Origin of the sequence: Shewanella sp. Iso12, assembly GCF_012030025.1 — a bacterium.
GTDB classification, from domain to species: Bacteria; Pseudomonadota; Gammaproteobacteria; order Enterobacterales; family Shewanellaceae; genus Shewanella; species Shewanella algae.
The window spans coordinates 225,928-242,446 of sequence record NZ_JAAUHW010000004.1 but is presented as its reverse complement, the minus strand read 5'-3'; the positions used below and the strand labels follow the sequence as shown (position 1 = coordinate 242,446).

General features: G+C 52.1%; 14 protein-coding genes and 3 tRNA genes. 10 read left to right on the top strand and 7 right to left on the bottom strand.

What is annotated here, in order from left to right; genetic code table 11:
• From HCX89_RS22985 to HCX89_RS09865, 4 genes are all read left to right on the top strand, one after another.
• On the top strand, positions 1–126 hold the full coding sequence (locus HCX89_RS22985; RefSeq protein ID WP_302476690.1) for a hypothetical protein: 126 nt from the start codon (positions 1–3) through the stop codon (positions 124–126).
• Between the two features lie 346 nt (positions 127–472).
• The gene (locus tag HCX89_RS09875) at positions 473–1,000 is read left to right on the top strand and encodes a hypothetical protein (protein WP_167715864.1); all 528 of its coding nucleotides are present in this window, start codon (positions 473–475) and stop codon (positions 998–1,000) included.
• A 45-nt stretch (positions 1,001–1,045) separates the two neighbouring features.
• Complete coding sequence (locus HCX89_RS09870; protein ID WP_167715861.1) at positions 1,046–1,294, top strand: DUF4224 domain-containing protein; 249 nt, start codon at positions 1,046–1,048, stop codon at positions 1,292–1,294.
• A gap of 8 nt (positions 1,295–1,302) precedes the next feature.
• A complete protein-coding gene (locus HCX89_RS09865) occupies positions 1,303–2,313 on the top strand; it encodes a tyrosine-type recombinase/integrase (protein WP_045282856.1) in 1,011 nt (336 codons plus the stop codon).
• A gap of 85 nt (positions 2,314–2,398) precedes the next feature.
• Here HCX89_RS09865 and HCX89_RS09860 read toward each other — a convergent pair.
• The 4 genes from HCX89_RS09860 to HCX89_RS09845 all read right to left on the bottom strand — a co-directional run bounded on the left by HCX89_RS09860 (position 2,399) and on the right by HCX89_RS09845 (position 4,700).
• Positions 2,399–2,485, bottom strand: a tRNA-Leu gene (locus HCX89_RS09860).
• Between the two features lie 43 nt (positions 2,486–2,528).
• Positions 2,529–2,602: transfer RNA gene (locus HCX89_RS09855), tRNA-Cys, on the bottom strand.
• Positions 2,603–2,622: 20 nt separating this feature from the next.
• Positions 2,623–2,698 (bottom strand) — tRNA-Gly (locus HCX89_RS09850).
• A 559-nt stretch (positions 2,699–3,257) separates the two neighbouring features.
• A complete protein-coding gene (locus HCX89_RS09845; RefSeq protein WP_028779943.1) occupies positions 3,258–4,700 on the bottom strand; it encodes a glyceraldehyde-3-phosphate dehydrogenase in 1,443 nt (480 codons plus the stop codon).
• A 192-nt stretch (positions 4,701–4,892) separates the two neighbouring features.
• Between HCX89_RS09845 and HCX89_RS09840 the strand changes: the two genes are divergently transcribed.
• The 4 genes from HCX89_RS09840 to HCX89_RS09825 all read left to right on the top strand — a co-directional run bounded on the left by HCX89_RS09840 (position 4,893) and on the right by HCX89_RS09825 (position 10,044).
• The gene (locus HCX89_RS09840; RefSeq protein ID WP_306295296.1) at positions 4,893–5,852 is read left to right on the top strand and encodes a DUF2989 domain-containing protein; all 960 of its coding nucleotides are present in this window, start codon (positions 4,893–4,895) and stop codon (positions 5,850–5,852) included.
• A 211-nt stretch (positions 5,853–6,063) separates the two neighbouring features.
• Positions 6,064–7,074: a type I glyceraldehyde-3-phosphate dehydrogenase gene (gene gap, locus HCX89_RS09835; RefSeq protein WP_044734523.1), complete on the top strand. Its 1,011-nt coding sequence runs from the start codon at positions 6,064–6,066 to the stop codon at positions 7,072–7,074.
• Between the two features lie 337 nt (positions 7,075–7,411).
• Positions 7,412–8,962: a YjjI family glycine radical enzyme gene (locus HCX89_RS09830; RefSeq protein ID WP_144220099.1), complete on the top strand. Its 1,551-nt coding sequence runs from the start codon at positions 7,412–7,414 to the stop codon at positions 8,960–8,962.
• A gap of 11 nt (positions 8,963–8,973) precedes the next feature.
• Positions 8,974–10,044: a YjjW family glycine radical enzyme activase gene (locus HCX89_RS09825; RefSeq protein ID WP_306822564.1), complete on the top strand. Its 1,071-nt coding sequence runs from the start codon at positions 8,974–8,976 to the stop codon at positions 10,042–10,044.
• Here the strand turns inward: HCX89_RS09825 and HCX89_RS09820 are convergent.
• Together HCX89_RS09820 and pssA are read right to left on the bottom strand one after the other, a co-directional pair.
• Positions 10,031–10,966 (bottom strand): LysR family transcriptional regulator, encoded by a 936-nt coding sequence (locus tag HCX89_RS09820; protein ID WP_025010311.1) that lies wholly within the window; start codon positions 10,964–10,966, stop codon positions 10,031–10,033. The genes HCX89_RS09825 and HCX89_RS09820 overlap by 14 nt on opposite strands.
• Before the next feature lie 120 nt (positions 10,967–11,086).
• Positions 11,087–12,400: a CDP-diacylglycerol--serine O-phosphatidyltransferase gene (pssA, locus tag HCX89_RS09815; RefSeq protein ID WP_144224234.1), complete on the bottom strand. Its 1,314-nt coding sequence runs from the start codon at positions 12,398–12,400 to the stop codon at positions 11,087–11,089.
• A 349-nt stretch (positions 12,401–12,749) separates the two neighbouring features.
• Between pssA and HCX89_RS09810 the strand changes: the two genes are divergently transcribed.
• The gene (locus tag HCX89_RS09810; protein WP_093982798.1) at positions 12,750–12,914 is read left to right on the top strand and encodes a hypothetical protein; all 165 of its coding nucleotides are present in this window, start codon (positions 12,750–12,752) and stop codon (positions 12,912–12,914) included.
• Positions 12,915–12,965: 51 nt separating this feature from the next.
• Positions 12,966–14,504: a D-alanyl-D-alanine carboxypeptidase/D-alanyl-D-alanine-endopeptidase gene (gene dacB, locus HCX89_RS09805; RefSeq protein ID WP_167715857.1), complete on the top strand. Its 1,539-nt coding sequence runs from the start codon at positions 12,966–12,968 to the stop codon at positions 14,502–14,504.
• A gap of 104 nt (positions 14,505–14,608) precedes the next feature.
• Here dacB and HCX89_RS09800 read toward each other — a convergent pair whose 3' ends face one another.
• Positions 14,609–16,378: an acyl-CoA dehydrogenase family protein gene (locus HCX89_RS09800; protein ID WP_071238192.1), complete on the bottom strand. Its 1,770-nt coding sequence runs from the start codon at positions 16,376–16,378 to the stop codon at positions 14,609–14,611.
• Between the last annotated feature and the right edge of the window lie 141 nt (positions 16,379–16,519).

The following is a 16,519-nucleotide window of genomic DNA, read 5'->3' as shown; positions in this document are numbered from 1 at the left end:
ATGGAAAAGCTTGCTTATATCGCTGGAGTTCTGTGGGTGTTTGTTGCCTGCTGCGTTCTGTACTCAGTGGGCAGCCTGTTTCTTTGGCTGCTGCAGCTGGTCGGGGTAACAATTCAAATCAACTGACCGTGAAATAAGCGGCTAGTCCGCTTGATTGCGTTGTTAGTTGTCGGAGGATAGATGAAAAAGTTTATTAAACGCGCTTTTTGCATGCACATTAACTGGAAAGAAGGCCGGCTCCTAGGCCAGACGCCGCACCATAATGATTACGCATTGGTTTACGGGGAAGGACGCCTTATACCGTGGACATGCTGCCAATGCGGGAAGGTTAAGCACTTCAAGGAGATCGATCCCCCAATACAGTATTTAGGCAACTAACAGAGAGTTAATAGGCTCATCCTATTAGCGATGTGTTATGACAATTCAACTGACCCGCTCCGGCGGGTTATTCAATTAATAAACGGGTGAAAACATGAAAGACCTGAACGCACTTGCAAAGCGCATCTATGAGCAAAACAAGGCCGTTGGGTGGTGGGACAACCCACAGCGCTGCATCCTGACTACCCTGCAGCTCGTATCTACCGAAATCTGTGAAGGCACCGAAGGGGAGCGTAAAAACCTCATGGATACCCATCTGCAACACAGGCTGATGGCGGAAGTAGAGCAGGCAGACGGCGTTGTTCGCTGCCTTGATTTGGCTGGCCGCTTCGACATTCCGATGTTTGTCAGCTACCACGGCCTGCCATTCGATGAATCAATGGATCCAGCAGCACACCATGCAGTTTGCACTATGTTCCTCGGCAAGATTATTGAAGGTTATCTCATCGGTAAACTTATTGATGGAGAACGGCTGAGAACACTCGTCTCATACATATACCGCTTTTCGGAACACATGGGTTACGACCTCGATAACGCGATTGAAGAAAAGCTCGAGTACAACAAGCATCGACTAGATCACAGCCGGGAAAGCAGAGCTGCTGCTGACGGCAAGAAGTTTTGATAATCAACAACCCGCCACGGCGGGTTTCTTTTTGAGGTAATCAGAATGCAGACAGCAACGGTACTACAAGAAATCGACTCAATGCGCGCGCTGATGACTCAGGACGACATTGCAGAAGTGACAGGCGCCAAACAACCAGCTAAGCAAATTGCTATCCTGTGCCGGAACGGCATTCCCCACCTGGTGGATGCCAATGGGCGTCCTAAACTTACTTGGTATCAGTACAACAACGCGCACATGATGCGCCAGCCAATTAACGACGGCCCGGACTTTAGTGCGTTAGATAGAAAGTGAGGTGTGCCATGGTAGGCAAACGCAAAAACAAAGCTGACAGTTCGCTACCGCTTAGGGTATACCGCGGGCGCAGTGCCTTTGAATGGAAACCGAAAGGCGGCGGCACAGTCCGCCTCTGTTCGCTTGATTCTCCTATGTCAGAAGTATGGCGCCAATATGAGGCCGTAAGCAGCGAAGCCGAGAATGCGGCCACTGTTTCTGGCCTGGTATCGAGATTTTTTGCAAGTGCCGACTTCATTGAACTGAGCAAGGAAACACAGAAGGACTATCGCAAATACTCCAAAAATATCTTGGCAGTTTTCGGCAGTATGCACGTTGACAAGGTGGAGCCCCAGCACATCAGGATCTACATGGACAAACGAGGCATCAAAAGCCGGATCCAAGCAAACAGAGAGCACGCGTTCTTCAGTCGCTGCTATCGCTTTGGCTATGAGCGAGGCCTGTGCAAGGGTAACCCCTGCAAGGGAGTGAGAAAGTTCAAAGAAGAAGCTCGGAAGCGGTATATAACCGACATGGAGTATAATGAGCTATACAAGAATGCATCAGCTCCGGTGAAAGTGGCTATGGAGTTGGCTTATCTGTGCTGCGCCAGACAAGGGGATGTTCTTGCCATGCGTACATCACAGATACTTGAAGAAGGGATATTCATCGCCCAGGGCAAAACTGGCGCGGAACAAATCAAGTTATGGTCCCCTCGCCTTCGTGCAGCGATAGAGTTGTCTAAGACGCTTTCGGCGCCGGGTGTTGCCTCGACGTTTGTGGTATGCAAACCCGATGGCGGCAAGTGGACTCGAGACGGATTTAATTCTCGATGGTCAGAAGACCGGCGCAAGACAAGGGAATTAACCGGGTTACCTTTAGACTTTACATTTCATGATCTGAAGGCAAAAGGCATATCTGATATAGACGGGACGCTGCAGGAAAAGCAAGCGATATCAGGGCACAAAAATGCCAATCAAACGGCCATCTATGACCGTAAGATTAAGCAAGTTTATGCAGTAGATAGCGCCAAGAAGTAGCGCTTTTATTCTGAAATCATCTTCTGAAATTGTTCTGAAGATGATTATTTCAAACAGGAAACTTTTCGTAACCTGTTGATTGAATTGGTACCCGAGGACGGACTTGAACCGTCACGCTGTTACCAGCGAGGGATTTTAAATCCCTTGTGTCTACCGATTCCACCACTCGGGCAAACTGTGTAACAAGGAGATATTACCCATTGTCACTGAAATAGTGGAGGCGCGACCCGGAGTCGAACCGAGATCGACGGATTTGCAATCCGCAGCATAGCCATTCTGCCATCGCGCCCCGAGCCATAAGGCTGGGATTGGAGCGACATATCGGGTTCGAACCGATGACCTGTACCTTGGCAAGGTACCGCTCTACCAACTGAGCTAATGTCGCATCACTTGTTTGCTTCATCTTCCGAGTTGACAATCAACAAAGGTACCAACCTTCTGTTTTATCAACTGAGCTAGTGTCGCATACCTGTTCCGCTATTGAAGCGGAAGCCAGAGTGTTATCCCCTGACTGCGGATTGGCATTCTACCGATTTGAGGCCGGGAGTCAATCGGCAAATTGGCATTTTTATGCCAAAATCACTCGGATGCTGGCAATTTGCTCAAAGCGGGTCAAATTTTCATTATCATGATTAAAATACAATCCGATTCAGTAGCTTGTCAGCGCCCTCTCCCACCGAATACCATCACAAAAGCCGTTGTAAAACACCCTTATCAAGGCCCTTATCAAAATATTTGATAAGGATTCCAGTAAAATGAGCGTATTGAGGCTTAGGGAATCTTACAAAGGACTAAGGCCATTTGCTGCGAACCACGCCTTGCATCCAGGCCCGTAAGCCGACGCAGAGCACGCATGGGACTTGTTCGCACCTTCCTTAGCTACACAATGCTTGAATACAACAAGGCCCGGTACTCAGACCGGGCCTTGATAGCAAGAGTCGAAATTACTCTTCAGACAGAGGCAGAGACAGGTAGTTAAGCCCCAGCATCTTCTGCATTACGCCAACCACCTGACAGCTGTAACCGAATTCGTTGTCGTACCACACATAGAGGATGGCGCGCTTGCCGTCGGCGATAGTGGCTTGAGAATCAACCACACCGGCGTAGCGTGAGCCCACCAGGTCACAGGACACAATTTCAGTAGACTCGGTAAAGTCCACCTGGTTCTGCAGCTCAGAGTGCAGCGCGATATCACGCAGATAAGCGTTCATATCTTCTTTGCTGGTTTCGGCGTTCAGGTTCAGGCTGATGATGGCCATGGACACGTTCGGAGTTGGCACCCGAATCGCATTACCTGTCAGCTTACCGGAAAGTACCGGCAACGCCTTGGCAACCGCTTTGGCGGCGCCGGTTTCAGTGATCACCATGTTCAGCGGTGCACTGCGACCGCGACGGTCTGCTTTGTGGTAGTTGTCGATCAGGTTCTGGTCATTGGTATAAGAGTGGATAGTTTCCACGTGACCATTTTCGATACCGTACTTGTCATTAACGGCCTTCAGTACAGGCGTAATGGCGTTGGTGGTACAGCTGGCGGCAGAAACAATAACATCTTCCGGCAGAATATCGCTGTCGTTAACACCATAGACTATGTTCTTGATGCTGCCCTTGGCAGGGGCAGTCAGCAGAACCTTGGACGCACCTGGGCTCTTGAGGTGCAGACCCAAACCGTCTTCATCTTTCCAGATGCCTGTGTTGTCGACCACCAGGGCATCGGTAATACCGTACTTGGTGTAATCCACTTCATCGGGTGAGTTGGCGTAAATCACCTGAATATAAGTACCGTTGGCGATGATGGCGTTGTTCTCTTCATCCACCTCGACAGAGCCGTTGAAAGGTCCGTGTACTGAATCACGGCGCAGCAGGCTGGCACGCTTTTCCAGATCGCCCTTACGGCCACCGCGCAGAACGATAGCGCGCAGGCGCAGCTTGTTGCTGCGGCCGGTTTTTTCAATCAACAAACGGGCCAGCAGACGACCGATGCGGCCAAAACCGTAGAGAACAACGTTACGTGGCTCAACTTCATCTTTGCTTTCAATGGCACTGGCCAGCTCGCGGCTCATATAAGCTTCGATTTCGCTGCCGTCGGTGTGGTTACGCCAGTACTTAACCGCCAGTTTACCTATATCCACTTTGCACTGTTTGACATCCAGTTTGCTCAGGGCTTCTACGAAGGGGAAGCTCTCACGCAGGCGCAGCTTATCGCCCACATGGCGACGAACCAGACGATGGGCCTTGATAATATCGATGGTGGAGGCGATCAGCAGGGGTTTACCATAAACCACCACTTCTACGCCCTGATTGCGATACAACTTGCCCAACAGGGGCTGCATAGCCTCCGCCAGTTCGAAGCGTTCTTGCCAACTTTGTAGGTGTTTATCAGCGCTCATTTACAGATCCTTTATCTCACTTTTCCACTTTATTGTCGGGAAAGGTTTGAGTAACAAAAAGAAAAGACCAATAATCATATTTATGACAGCTAAACCTGCCCCTTTTGGTCGGCGCTATTGTAATGAAAACTGCTGCGTCAGGCTAGTAGGAGATTTTCGCTAAATCTCTAATTAAATTACAGATTTAGTCAATTGGAGCGTATTTTGGCGCGTAATCTAGTAATAATTACATCATTTGTCCTTTTAGCCGGGGTTAGTGGCTGTGATAATGGCGGTAACCCCGCCACTATTTGTAAGAATAATCCTGAACTTTGTGACGATTTGCATAAGGACAGCTGGTGCAGACGGGAAAAGGCTAGCCTGATCATTCAGCGCTATCAGGTCAAAACCACGCCGGAGCCCTCAGGCGAACAAGTCTATCGCTTGCTCGTTAATCTGGAAAACTACAATCGCTGTGTGGGGCTTGCCGCCGGAGTACAGCATATTCTCAATCCTGAACGCACCAATGACAGAGCCAGAGCCTATGGTTTGAGCGCGCAAAGCTTGTCTGAGCTGCAAGCCTCTACCAAGGGCAGCAATGACATCTATATTGCCTTCTATCACTGGGCACATTTGGGTGACGATGCAGCACTCAAGGTATTACTGGAGGCAGAGAAACAGCAACAGATAGATTCGCCCGAGATCCTTGCCGGACTCGCGGGCTATTATCTCAAGTTTGATGCCATCAAAGCGAAACAACTCTATCTTAAGGTGTTGGCAAAGAGCACCAAAGAGAACTTCGACCCCGATTGGTTGTTGGGGCTGGCAAGTGCTTCCAGGCAGTTGCAGGATATGGAGCAGGCCTATCTGCTCTCGAGAACCAATCTGCTTTTGACCGACAACCCGGTCGATGAGGTTCAACTGAAAGCCATGATAGGCAACAATAGTCAGTTGAGTACTCATTTGGATCAACAGGCAAGTAGTCTGGCGGACGCTCTGAAAGGCGGTGATTACCTTGAGAGTGATTGGCCAAAACGCCTGCAAGGCAATGAGGGGAAAGATGATGGGAAACAAGCTGAGACTGAGCCGGTAACAAAGCAAGCCGCTGATAGCAAACCCATTGATAGCGACAGCAAGCTCGAGAAAAGCACCGAAGGGGCCAAACAAAACTGATGATGTATTCTCCGGGCGGCAAATTACTTGCCAGTTTGTAATTTACGCCTGCCGGTCGCACAATAAAAGCATTGTTTCGCGATCGCTGTAATAAAAACACCTAATTTGTTAACGGAATAGCCAGTTACAGCGTGATTTAACTTGACGACCCGCGTCATTTTTGTAATTTTACTACCAATTACTGTTTTTACATTCACCAGAGGGATATGAGATGACTATCCGCGTAGCAATTAACGGTTATGGCCGTATCGGACGCAATGTTCTGCGTGCTCTATACGAGAGCGAGAAAGACTATCCAATTCAAATCGTTGCCATCAACGATCTCGGAGACGCTTCCATCAACGCTCACCTGACCAAGTATGACTCTGTTCACGGCCGCTTCAACGCCAAAGTAGAACACGACGACGAAGCTATTTATGTCAACGGCGACAAGATCCCAACCTTCCAGGAGCGCGATCCTGCCAAGCTGCCATGGGCTGAGCTGCAGGTAGACGTAGTCTTCGAATGTACCGGTATCTTCACTTCCAAAGAAGCGGTACAACCACACCTGGATGCCGGCGCCAAGAAGGTTATCATCTCAGCTCCCGGCAAGAATGTTGATGCCACTGTGGTATACGGGGTTAACAACCAGGAAATCACCAAAGAGATGACTGTTATCTCCAATGCTTCCTGTACCACTAACTGTCTGGCGCCTGTGGCCAAGCCATTGAACGATGCTATCGGCATTGAATCCGGCCTGATGACCACCATTCACGCCTACACCAATGACCAGCGTCTGTCTGATGTGTATCACAGCGATATGCGTCGTGCCCGTGCGGCGGCTCTGTCGATGATCCCAACCAAAACAGGTGCAGCGGCGGCTGTTGGTTTGGTTGTACCTGAGCTTCAGGGCAAATTCGACGGCCTGGCGGTTCGGGTTCCGACTGTCAACGTGTCTCTGGTTGACCTGTCCTTTATCGCTTCCCGCGACACCACAGTGGAAGAAGTTAACGCCATCATAGAAGCGGCGGCCAAGACTTCACCCATGAACGAAGTGCTGGCGGTTAATAAGGAGCCTCTGGTTTCCATCGACTTCAACCACAACGCCTTCTCGTCCAACTTCGACGCCACCCAGACTCGCGTCAAGGGACGTCTGGTGAAAGTCATGGCCTGGTACGACAACGAGTGGGGTTTCAGCAACCGTATGCTGGACAACGCCGTTGCCTTGATGACAGCCAAGTAATCCGAGTTCAAAGCCAAACGCCTGCCGAGTGCAGGCGTTTTTTATGCCAGTTACTCTGTCTTGCCAAGGCCGAGGTCTTTCTCAAGCGACCATAGCCCGTTTTTATCCGTCTCTCAACAGTGCTTTCACTCCATATCTCCTTGCTTCTTCATTGCCTTTGCAATACTTGATGCAAAGCAGCGGATTTCCATTTTCGACAAGCACCATCAAGCACATTTCACTTCCGGAAAATAAAGCCCCTACTTAGACTCAGGTTAAAAGCCGTTTCAATTATTGTGTTTGAAAGCCAATTCGGCCATTGCGCCGGTTAGCGCCTTGCCTTTAGCGGAGTCTCATTATGGACAATCAATTTCTCAGTCTTATTACCGATCCCCTGCTTGACCCCAAGCAAAAGACCCTGGCGCTGGCCGGTGCCGCCGATGCCAATATTCCCTATCTGCCTCGCAGTGAAGCACTGACCCAAGCCATGGATAAAGGCATTATCTGCGATATGTTTGAGGGTCATGCCCCGTTCAAACCCAGATATGTTTTGCCCGATTACCAACGTTTTCTCGAGCAAGGCTCCGAGTACCTGGAGTTGACACCGGCCGAAGATCTGGATGATGCCCTGATGAAGCTGATGGTGCTGTATCACCATGTACCATCAGTCACCAATATCCCGGTGTTTCTTGGCTATCTCGATAGTTTATTGTTGCCTTACTGCCAGGATATCAGTGATGACGCCTTGTATCAGAAACTGAAACGCTTCTGGATCCAGTTGGATCGCACCCTGCCGGACGCCTTTATGCATGCCAACATAGGCCCAGAGGACAACCGTGTCTGCCGCACTATTTTGCGCATTGATGCCGAGCTCAAGCAGGTGGCTCCCAATCTAACCTTTATGTATGACCCCAAGCGCACTCCCAAAGCGCTGCTGCGACTGGCAACAGACAATATCATTGCCTGCAGTAAACCTCACATCGGCAACTGGCCGATACATGCCCAAACCTTTGCCTGTGCTCCCGGTGAGGCGCCAAATCAAACGTTCGGCATTGTCAGCTGTTATAACGCGCTCCCCACCCGAGGCGGCGCTAATACGCTGGTCAGACTTAACCTAAAAGCCGTCGCCGAAGAAGCCGGTACCCTGGAGGAAATGCTCGAGCGCACCCTGCCCCATTACTGCAACCTGATGTATGAACTGATTGAGCTGCGCTGTGAGTTTTTACACCATAGGTCCCATTTCTTCGACTCTTTCCTGGTAAAAGAAGGCCTCATTGACGAATCCCGCTTTGCACCCATGTTCGGCGTCTATGCCATGGCCGAAGCCGTCAATCATCTGCAGCAGTTGGCAGGTATGAGGGGCGAATATGGTCACAGTGAGCAGGCCAATGCGCTCGGTTTAGCCATTAGCCGCGCGCTCAGTGATAGAGTGACCACGACCCAAGTCAGTTTCGGCTTTAATGGCCGCGCCTTACTTCATGCCCAGGGGGGGCTTTCCATCGACAAAGGCACCACTCCGGGCGCCAGAATCGCCTATGGCCACGAGCCGGATCCTGTCACTCATGTGTTGGCGCTGGCGCCGCAACACGCTTTCTATTCTTCCGGGATCAGCGAGATCCTGACTCTGGATGAAACCATCAAGGCCAATCCTGAAGCCCTGCTTGAGCTGTGTATCGGCGCGCTGGATGCCGGCTTTCGTGAATTTACCGCCAATACCGCCGATACCGATCTGGTGCGCATCACGGGTTATATGGTGAAAAAGTCGCAGATCGCCAGTTACCGGCAACAAGGCTCACGTACCAACACCACCTTCCTGGGCACAGAGGCCAGTGAAACCACGGCCGTGACCCAAAGGGCACCGAGGGTAGTGAGCGCCGAGTTCCATGCCGCCGGCAAGTCCCCGGTATAAGGGCGTAAGCTATGAAGAGTGAAGCTCCCGGAGTGTTTGATAGCCCGTTCAATCATTCTGAGCTTAATCGCTATAAGCTGAATGGGTGTGAGTCGCATAGCCGTGAGTTAAGTAGCGGCGATACCGATGCTTCAGCATTGGCTATGGGCTCCGAGGTTGCCAGTGCCGAAGTCGCCAGGGTGCTGCCCTTCTCGACCGTAGATGGCCCGGGCAATCGCATGGTGTTTTTCCTTCAGGGTTGCAATTTTCGCTGCCCGGGTTGCCATAATCCGGAAACCATCACTCTGTGTGACGCCTGCCGAGAGTGTATTGCGCACTGCCCGGCAGGCGCCTTGAGCCTTAAATCAACTGCGGCTGACACTCAAGCAGCTCCCAATAGCAAGGCGTCTCTCAGGCTTGCCTGGGATAGTACAAGCTGCATCGGCTGCGACACCTGTCTCGATGTTTGCCCTTCGAGCAGCCAGCCTAAGACCCAACGCCTGTCAGTCGGAAAAGCGTTGGCGCTGATTAAAAGGCAGCAAGCCTTTATCCGCGGTATCACCTTGAGTGGCGGAGAAGCCAGCTTGCAGCTGAAGTTCGTCAGTACCCTGTTCAAGGCCATTAAACAAAGCACAGAGCTCAAACACCTGACTTGCCTTTTGGATACCAATGGCAGCCTGGGAGCAAGTGGTTGGCAACGTCTGCTCCCTTGGCTTGATGGCGCCATGGTTGACCTGAAAGCCTGGGATGAGCCGGCTCACCGACGACTGACAGGCCGTGGCAACATCAAGGTCAAGCAGAGCCTGCAACTGCTGGCCGAAGCAGGGAAACTGGCGGAAGTCAGGCTACTGGAAGTACCCGGAAAGAGTGATTATTGGCAGCACTTTGACGCCCTGGCGTCGTTTTTGCTGGACTTGCAACGCCGGCAAGCGCTGAAGGGTGAGCCGATGCGGCTACGCCTAAACGGTTACAATCATCATGGTGTCAAAGGCGAGGCCTTGCGCTGGCCCAAGGCAAGCCAACAGCAGATTAATGATCTGGCCAAGGCGCTCAGCCGTGCCGGCATAGCCAATATCAGTCTGCCACCGGTTAACCTTGGCTGATGGACTGCTTAAAGCCACTGAGCAGGGTCGCTTTTAGCCATTGCAGCGCCGGATCCCGGCTGCCACTTTGATGATGCACCATGCTATAGCCCACCTTGCCATAGGCAAAGGGCAATGGCTTAACCACCATGCCGCTTGCCTGCGCCGCCATTGAAGCCCACAGCGCCGAGCAGGTAAACAGCAAGTCCGAGTGACGACAGATACTGGCGGCAGCGCCGAAGTCGGCGACTTCCATCGCCAGATTCCGCCTGCGGCTCAATTGTGCCAATGACTGCTCGAAAAAGGGTTGCTGCAGATCGGCATCCAAAATGCCCACATGGGCGAAGCTCAGATAGGCATCCAGCGTCAGCTCTTTTGCTGCCAGCGGGTGCTCGGCTCGCATCAGGCAACACATCTCGTCCTCTGCCAAGCGCTCCCAAATCAGTTCATTGCGGCCTGTTGGCGGCTGTCCCAAATCGTGAGGCAGAACCAGCAAGTCCACCCGTCCTTCACACAGGGATTGAAACCCCGTGCTCTCTTTGGCATGCACCGCCAGTGTCATTCCCGGCGCCTGCTGCTGCACGCTGGCGATAGCGCTCGCAAGCAGTTCGAAGCTGCTTTCCCTCAGCGCCAAATTCATCCGCCCTTGAAATCCTTCCGGGCGAAAGCCCTCTTCGGTAAACAGGTTGTCCATCTCTCTGAGCATGGCGCTGATAACCGGCCCGAGTCGTTTGGCCTTGGCAGTCGGCAACAGCTGGTTACCCTGGCGGTAGAAGAGCTCATCGTCGAGGCAATCCCTGAGCTGGGAGAGTATTTTGCTGACCGCCGAAGGGCTCAAACACAGACGCGTGGCCGCCTGGGTGACGCTTTGCTCTTCCAGCAGTTGCCTAAGCACCAGAAGATGACGGAAATTGATGCGGGATAAGCGGACGATATCACTCATTCTGGCTGTGTTTAACCTTGGCTGGATTTAACCTTGACTGAATAAGCCAAGGTTAAACCATAACTGAATGAAGTTCTGCAATCATGCTCTCATTCGGCCAAGCGCTTGGGGAAAGCGCTATCAGAGAATACGCCGCAGCAGAAAGTCGGCCTTGAGCCTGCGAATGCGGTTCATGATTTTCTTTACCGGCTTGGGGTAACTCTGCAAGGTATCTATCTGGCTGTAATGATACAAACGCTGGCTGTGCAGCAGCAGATGTTGTTGCTCTTTGACAAAAGACTCGGCCAGCACTTGTTTGTCATCATGCAGCAGCAAACCATTTTCCAGATCCAGGGCCCAGGCCCGCGGATTGAGATTGCTGCCGGTGAGCAGGTGTTTGCGACCATCCATGCTCACCCCTTTAAGGTGATAACTGTTGTTGTCATGCTTCCACAGATGGATATTGAGTCGCCCCTGATCCACCGCCCACTGCTGGCGTTTGACAAACTTGCGCAGCGACTGCTCATAGAGATACGGCAAGGCACCTATGGTGGAAAAATCCTGCTCCGGTGGGATATAAAAGTCATTGGCCGTCTTGTCACCCACCAGAATATCCAGACGCTTTCCGTTGCGCAGGTGTTTAACCAGCGCCCGCACCAAAGCATAGGGCGGGTTAAAATAGGGAGTGCAAATAAAAAGCGATTCCTTGGACTCCTCCACCATGGCGAGTACCGCCTTGTTGAGCGGATTGCGCTTGCGTCCGAGGCCCAAAAGCGGCGTGACCCGCAATCCCTCTTCAACGCCCTTGAATTGATAGCTTGCCGCCGACAGTCGCTGTTTAAAGCTTCTGACATCAATTTTTTCCGGCAGTACTTCCTCTTCTTCCGGACAGCTCAGGCAACTGACCGCTTTGTCGCTCAAAATGGCACTGTCAATCATCTCTCGCATGCTGGCAGCCAGCTCGGCCGACTCCAGCACATGGTAGCGATCGAAACGGTATCTATCTTTCTGCTGCAGGTAGATGTTATTGAGGCTGGCGCCGCTGTATATCACGGCATCATCGACAATAAAGCCCTTGAGGTGCAGTACTCCCATAAACTCGCGGGATTTCACCGGCACACCATAAATGTTGAAACGCTGCTGTGCTTGCGCCATCACCTGACGGTACATCAAGTTGTTGCCGCCATCACCCTTGTGGCCGATAAGGCCGCGACGGGCACGGTGAAAATCCACCAACACCTTGATTTCGAGTTCGGGTCTGGCTGCCTTGGCCGCCAGCAGTTCGGCAAGTATTTCGCGTCCGGCCTCATCGTCTTCCAGATAGAGTGCCGCAATATAGATAGCCTCTTTGGCGCAACGGATCCGCTCAATCAAGGTCTGTTTGAAGTTACTTGGGGTCAGCAACCAGTGCAATGCATCCGGCGCTATGGCAATTCCACCCAGCTTATCCAGCAAGGTATCCTCCTGTCACTGTATGTTCCGGCAATCCACTCGCTCCCTGTGTTTCCCGGCAAGAATGTCCTTCCCCTGTATGGCGAGATCGACAAAGATCCGCTGCGGGGCGAATAAGGCAATAGAAATTACCCACTTGTCCCGGCCCGGGCAAGCCTTTTCTCGCCAACAGTCGCTATTGGTTCACGATTTCGGCGCTATTTAACCCAAAAAGCGCTCTCTATAATGCGGCTTGCACTCTTAAGCCGACCCAGATCACGCTTTTGTGATGGCAGCCCTGTTATCAGCGCATTAGCCTTATACACTAATATGCCCTTGAGCCTCTCACTTACTGAACTCAAACTGGACGACAATGAACAAACAATTCTGGTTCACTCTTATTGGCACCCTGCTCGCGGCCTGGGCCCTGTTTCACTTCAAAACCTATCTCGGCCCTTTGGTACTGCCACTGTTTATCGGTCTGGTGTTGATAGTCACATTGAAACTTTATTCGCTGATGGACAAGGACGACAGCTAAGGCCCTGCAGGTTATACTCTCAAAAGCATTCACGGAACCGGAGGCTTTTCCATGCCACAGCTGTCCTTGCAGGGCTTGGCACGTCCACTGTTATTATTGAGCGCCATGGCGCTGTCTTCCCCTTTGAAGGCCGATAATACCTCTCTCGATGATCTTTTAAATCTGATTACCCCGGCCTCATCGCAAACTGCCGTCTGGATAGAAGATTTGCAAAGCGGCGAGCAACTGCTGAGCCACAACAGTGAAACCCTGATGATCCCGGCCAGTACCCAAAAACTGCTGACCGCGGTAACAGCCACCGAGCTGCTGGGAGAAGAGTTTCGCTATCACACCAGTATTCTCAGTACCGGCTCACCAAAAAGCGGCGTGCTTAAAGGCGATCTCTATTTGCTGTTCAGTGGCGATCCTACCTTAACGCGCCGGGATCTGACTGAGCTGTTCAAGCGTGTCACCGAAGCCGGTATTAGCCAGGTGCAGGGCAATCTTATCTTGATAGGAGAAACCCATGAGCAGCTGCGAGCGCCCGGTTGGGTATGGGATGATTTGGGGATCTGCTACGCGGCGCCCGTCTCCAGCTATGTGATCAACCAAAACTGTGTCCATGGCAAACTCGAGCCCACACTCGCCTCGGACAAAGCCAAAATTTCCGCGCCGGTTTATCTGCCAGTCAAACTGACCACCAACGCCATCTTCGACAAGGGCCACAAGCAGGACTTTTGCGAACTGCAACTCGACCGATTACCCGGCAACCACTTTCATTTCAGTGGCTGTTTCCCGGGATCCCAGGTATTGCCGTTGGCGCTGGCGGTCAACGACCCCGGCCAATATGCCATCGACAGCGTCGCCGGCATTATCAAGGGCAAACTCAGTATCAAAGGCAAGATACTGACCTCCAATCAGCTACCGGCCAGCTCAAGGGTGGTGGCCAGTCATGCCTCGGATGCGCTGCCCGAGCTTTTGGAAACCATGCTGCTGGAATCTGACAACCTGATTGCCGACAGCCTGCTTAAACAGCTGGGTAAACACTATTATGGTGATGGCGCCAGTTTCAGTGCCGGTGCCAAGGCCATCAGGGAAGTGCTGGCCGAAAAAGGCGTAGTGTTGGAAAGAGCCCAACTGATAGACGGCTCTGGGCTGTCACGCTACAACCTGCTCAATGCCAGACAACTGGCGCAGTTGCTGCGATTGATTGCCGATACCCCGGATTACCAGTGGTTGATGCACAAGCTACCGGTTTCCGGCCACAGCGGCACCTTGAAGTACCGCAAGCGCTACGCCAACAAACCGCTCAAGGGCAGAGTCTGGGCCAAGACAGGCAGTATGCAGGGTGTGGTGAATCTGGCCGGTTATGTTACCGATGACAGTGACAAGCAAGTGCCCAGATACCTGTTTGTGATACTGGAAAATGGTTTGAGCCCCCAGAGTAAGGAGCTTGAAGCCGCGCCCTTTGCCACACTTTTGCTGCAGGGGCTGACAGATTACCGTGCAAACAGCCGCACAGAAGGCCAACTGGCGGCAAAAGAGCAAGACAAGCCCAAACCAACACCGCAGGAAAAAGCACAGACAGAGCTTAATGTCAGCGCCCGTTAGTGAAACGCCTTCAAAGCTCTTACCTCCATAAAACAACAATAAAGCCATAAGAAAAGAGCCGCTTATCGCGGCTCTTTCGATTCAGCTTGAATACTTCTGCGTTCTCAGAACAGCTCGGGCGCAAGGGCCATCACACTGTCATCACCACTGACCAGCTGACTCAAGTGGAAATCGGCTTTGGCCAACAACTTGGCAAAGTAGAACTCCTTCAGTTGGCTCTTGACCTCGGCAAAGCCCGGCTCGAGCGTATCGGTTGCAGCAAGTGCCTTATCTGCCATCAACAGCCACAGGTAACCGTAGAGTATGTAACCAAAGGCATCCAAGGCTTCAACCGCCAAGGCGTTAATGAGCGCAGGCTTATCGCCTTTTTGCTCGTTAATGGCGGCAATCGCACTGGCAAACTGGTCAAACAGGCTTTCAATACGCTGTTTCTGCTCATTTGATACTTGTCCAAAAGTCGCCATATCGGCCTTGATATCGGCGATAAACTCATTCAGGGTCGCCAGGCGGTCACCTGTGAGCTTACGTCCCAAAAAGTCGATGGCCTGAATACCATTGGTGCCCTCATAAATCTGGGCGATACGGGTGTCACGTACCAACTGTTCTATGCCTGTCTCACGAATATAGCCGTGACCACCGAATACCTGCTGCGCCAATATGGTGGCGTCCAGACCGCGATCGGTCAGGAACGCCTTGGCGACAGGAGTCAGGAGGCCCACGTAACGACTGGCTTTGGCTTTAACCGCTTCATCTTCGGCAAACTTGGCCAGATCCAGCTGTTTACCTGTGAGCATGGCTAAGGCCCTACCCGCTTCTGTCATGGCGCGAATATTCAGCAGCATGCGCCGCACGTCGCCGTGTACCAATATAGGATCGGAATCGCTGCCGGTTGGTGAGCCGCCGGCAGCAACGCCCTGGAGGCGCTCTTTGGCATAGTCGGCCGCCATTTGATATGCGCCCTGAGCACTGCCAAGCCCCTGAATACCTATGGACAGACGTTCATAATTCATCATGGTGAACATGCACACCAGGCCACGATTGGGCTCGCCGATAAGATAACCCTCGGCATCATCAAAATTCATCACACAAGTCGCCGAGCCCTTGAGGCCCATCTTGTGCTCTATGGCACCGACGGTTACACCGTTGGCTTCGCCCAAACTGCCGTCATCGGCCACCTTGAACTTAGGTACCAGGAACAGCGAGATGCCTTTGCTGCCGCTGATTTTGGCCAGCACCAGATGCACCAGGTTCTCAGTCAAGTCCTGATCGCCACCTGTGATGAAAATTTTTGAACCACTGATAAGGAAACTGCCGCTGTCGGTCGGTTCGGCGCGAGTGCGGATATTACGCAGGTCCGAACCTGCCTGAGGCTCTGTCATATCCATGGCGCCGGCCCATTCGCCTGAGTAGAGTTTTGGCAAATATTTGGCCTTGAGCTCCTCACTGCCGTGGGCATGAATACACAGTGCAGCACCTGCGGTCAGTGCGCTGTAAAGTGTAAAGGCGTTACAGGCGCTGTAACCCATTTCATCGACCATGACACCGAGCATTTTCGGCATCCCCATTCCCCCCAGCTCAGGATCGCCGCACAGCCCTACCCAACCACCGGCGGCAAACTCGGCATAGGCCTCTTTATAGCCATCGGGTGTGATCACCTTGGCAGCCTCGAAACTTACTCCTTGTTCATCACCATTGCGGTTTATAGGATGGATAAGGTCGCGACACAGTTTGGCGCCTTCTTCGAGGATGGCAGCGGCAGTATCGAGATCGACCGCATCGGCCATCGCAGGCAATGAAGACCAGGTTTGTTCGGCATCAAAGACGTGCTCAAGCAAAAAGCGCATATCGGTTAACGGAGCTTGGTAGGGATTCATCAGCAGACTCTTTAAACGTTAGATTTAAACACTTGTTTCAATCTAACCCAGATGTCACCGCAATACAATGCGCCAAAGGTAGAATTAGCAAGACAGCGACCACAAAAAACGCCTTCAGCCAGCCCATTTACGAGTGGGACT

Excerpts from the sequence above, each read along its gene's own strand:
- HCX89_RS09800 (WP_071238192.1), bottom strand. The coding sequence starts at position 16,378 with ATGAATCCCTACCAAGCTCCGTTAACCGATATGCGCTTTTTGCTTGAG.
- HCX89_RS09865 (WP_045282856.1), top strand. The coding sequence starts at position 1,303 with ATGGTAGGCAAACGCAAAAACAAAGCTGACAGTTCGCTACCGCTTAGG.
- HCX89_RS09825 (WP_306822564.1), top strand. The coding sequence starts at position 8,974 with ATGAAGAGTGAAGCTCCCGGAGTGTTTGATAGCCCGTTCAATCATTCT.
- dacB (WP_167715857.1), top strand. The coding sequence starts at position 12,966 with ATGCCACAGCTGTCCTTGCAGGGCTTGGCACGTCCACTGTTATTATTG.
- HCX89_RS09875 (WP_167715864.1), top strand. The coding sequence starts at position 473 with ATGAAAGACCTGAACGCACTTGCAAAGCGCATCTATGAGCAAAACAAG.
- HCX89_RS09870 (WP_167715861.1), top strand. The coding sequence starts at position 1,046 with ATGCAGACAGCAACGGTACTACAAGAAATCGACTCAATGCGCGCGCTG.
- gap (WP_044734523.1), top strand. The coding sequence starts at position 6,064 with ATGACTATCCGCGTAGCAATTAACGGTTATGGCCGTATCGGACGCAAT.
- HCX89_RS22985 (WP_302476690.1), top strand. The coding sequence starts at position 1 with ATGGAAAAGCTTGCTTATATCGCTGGAGTTCTGTGGGTGTTTGTTGCC.
- HCX89_RS09810 (WP_093982798.1), top strand. The coding sequence starts at position 12,750 with ATGAACAAACAATTCTGGTTCACTCTTATTGGCACCCTGCTCGCGGCC.
- HCX89_RS09830 (WP_144220099.1), top strand. The coding sequence starts at position 7,412 with ATGGACAATCAATTTCTCAGTCTTATTACCGATCCCCTGCTTGACCCC.
- HCX89_RS09845 (WP_028779943.1), bottom strand. The coding sequence starts at position 4,700 with ATGAGCGCTGATAAACACCTACAAAGTTGGCAAGAACGCTTCGAACTG.
- HCX89_RS09820 (WP_025010311.1), bottom strand. The coding sequence starts at position 10,966 with ATGAGTGATATCGTCCGCTTATCCCGCATCAATTTCCGTCATCTTCTG.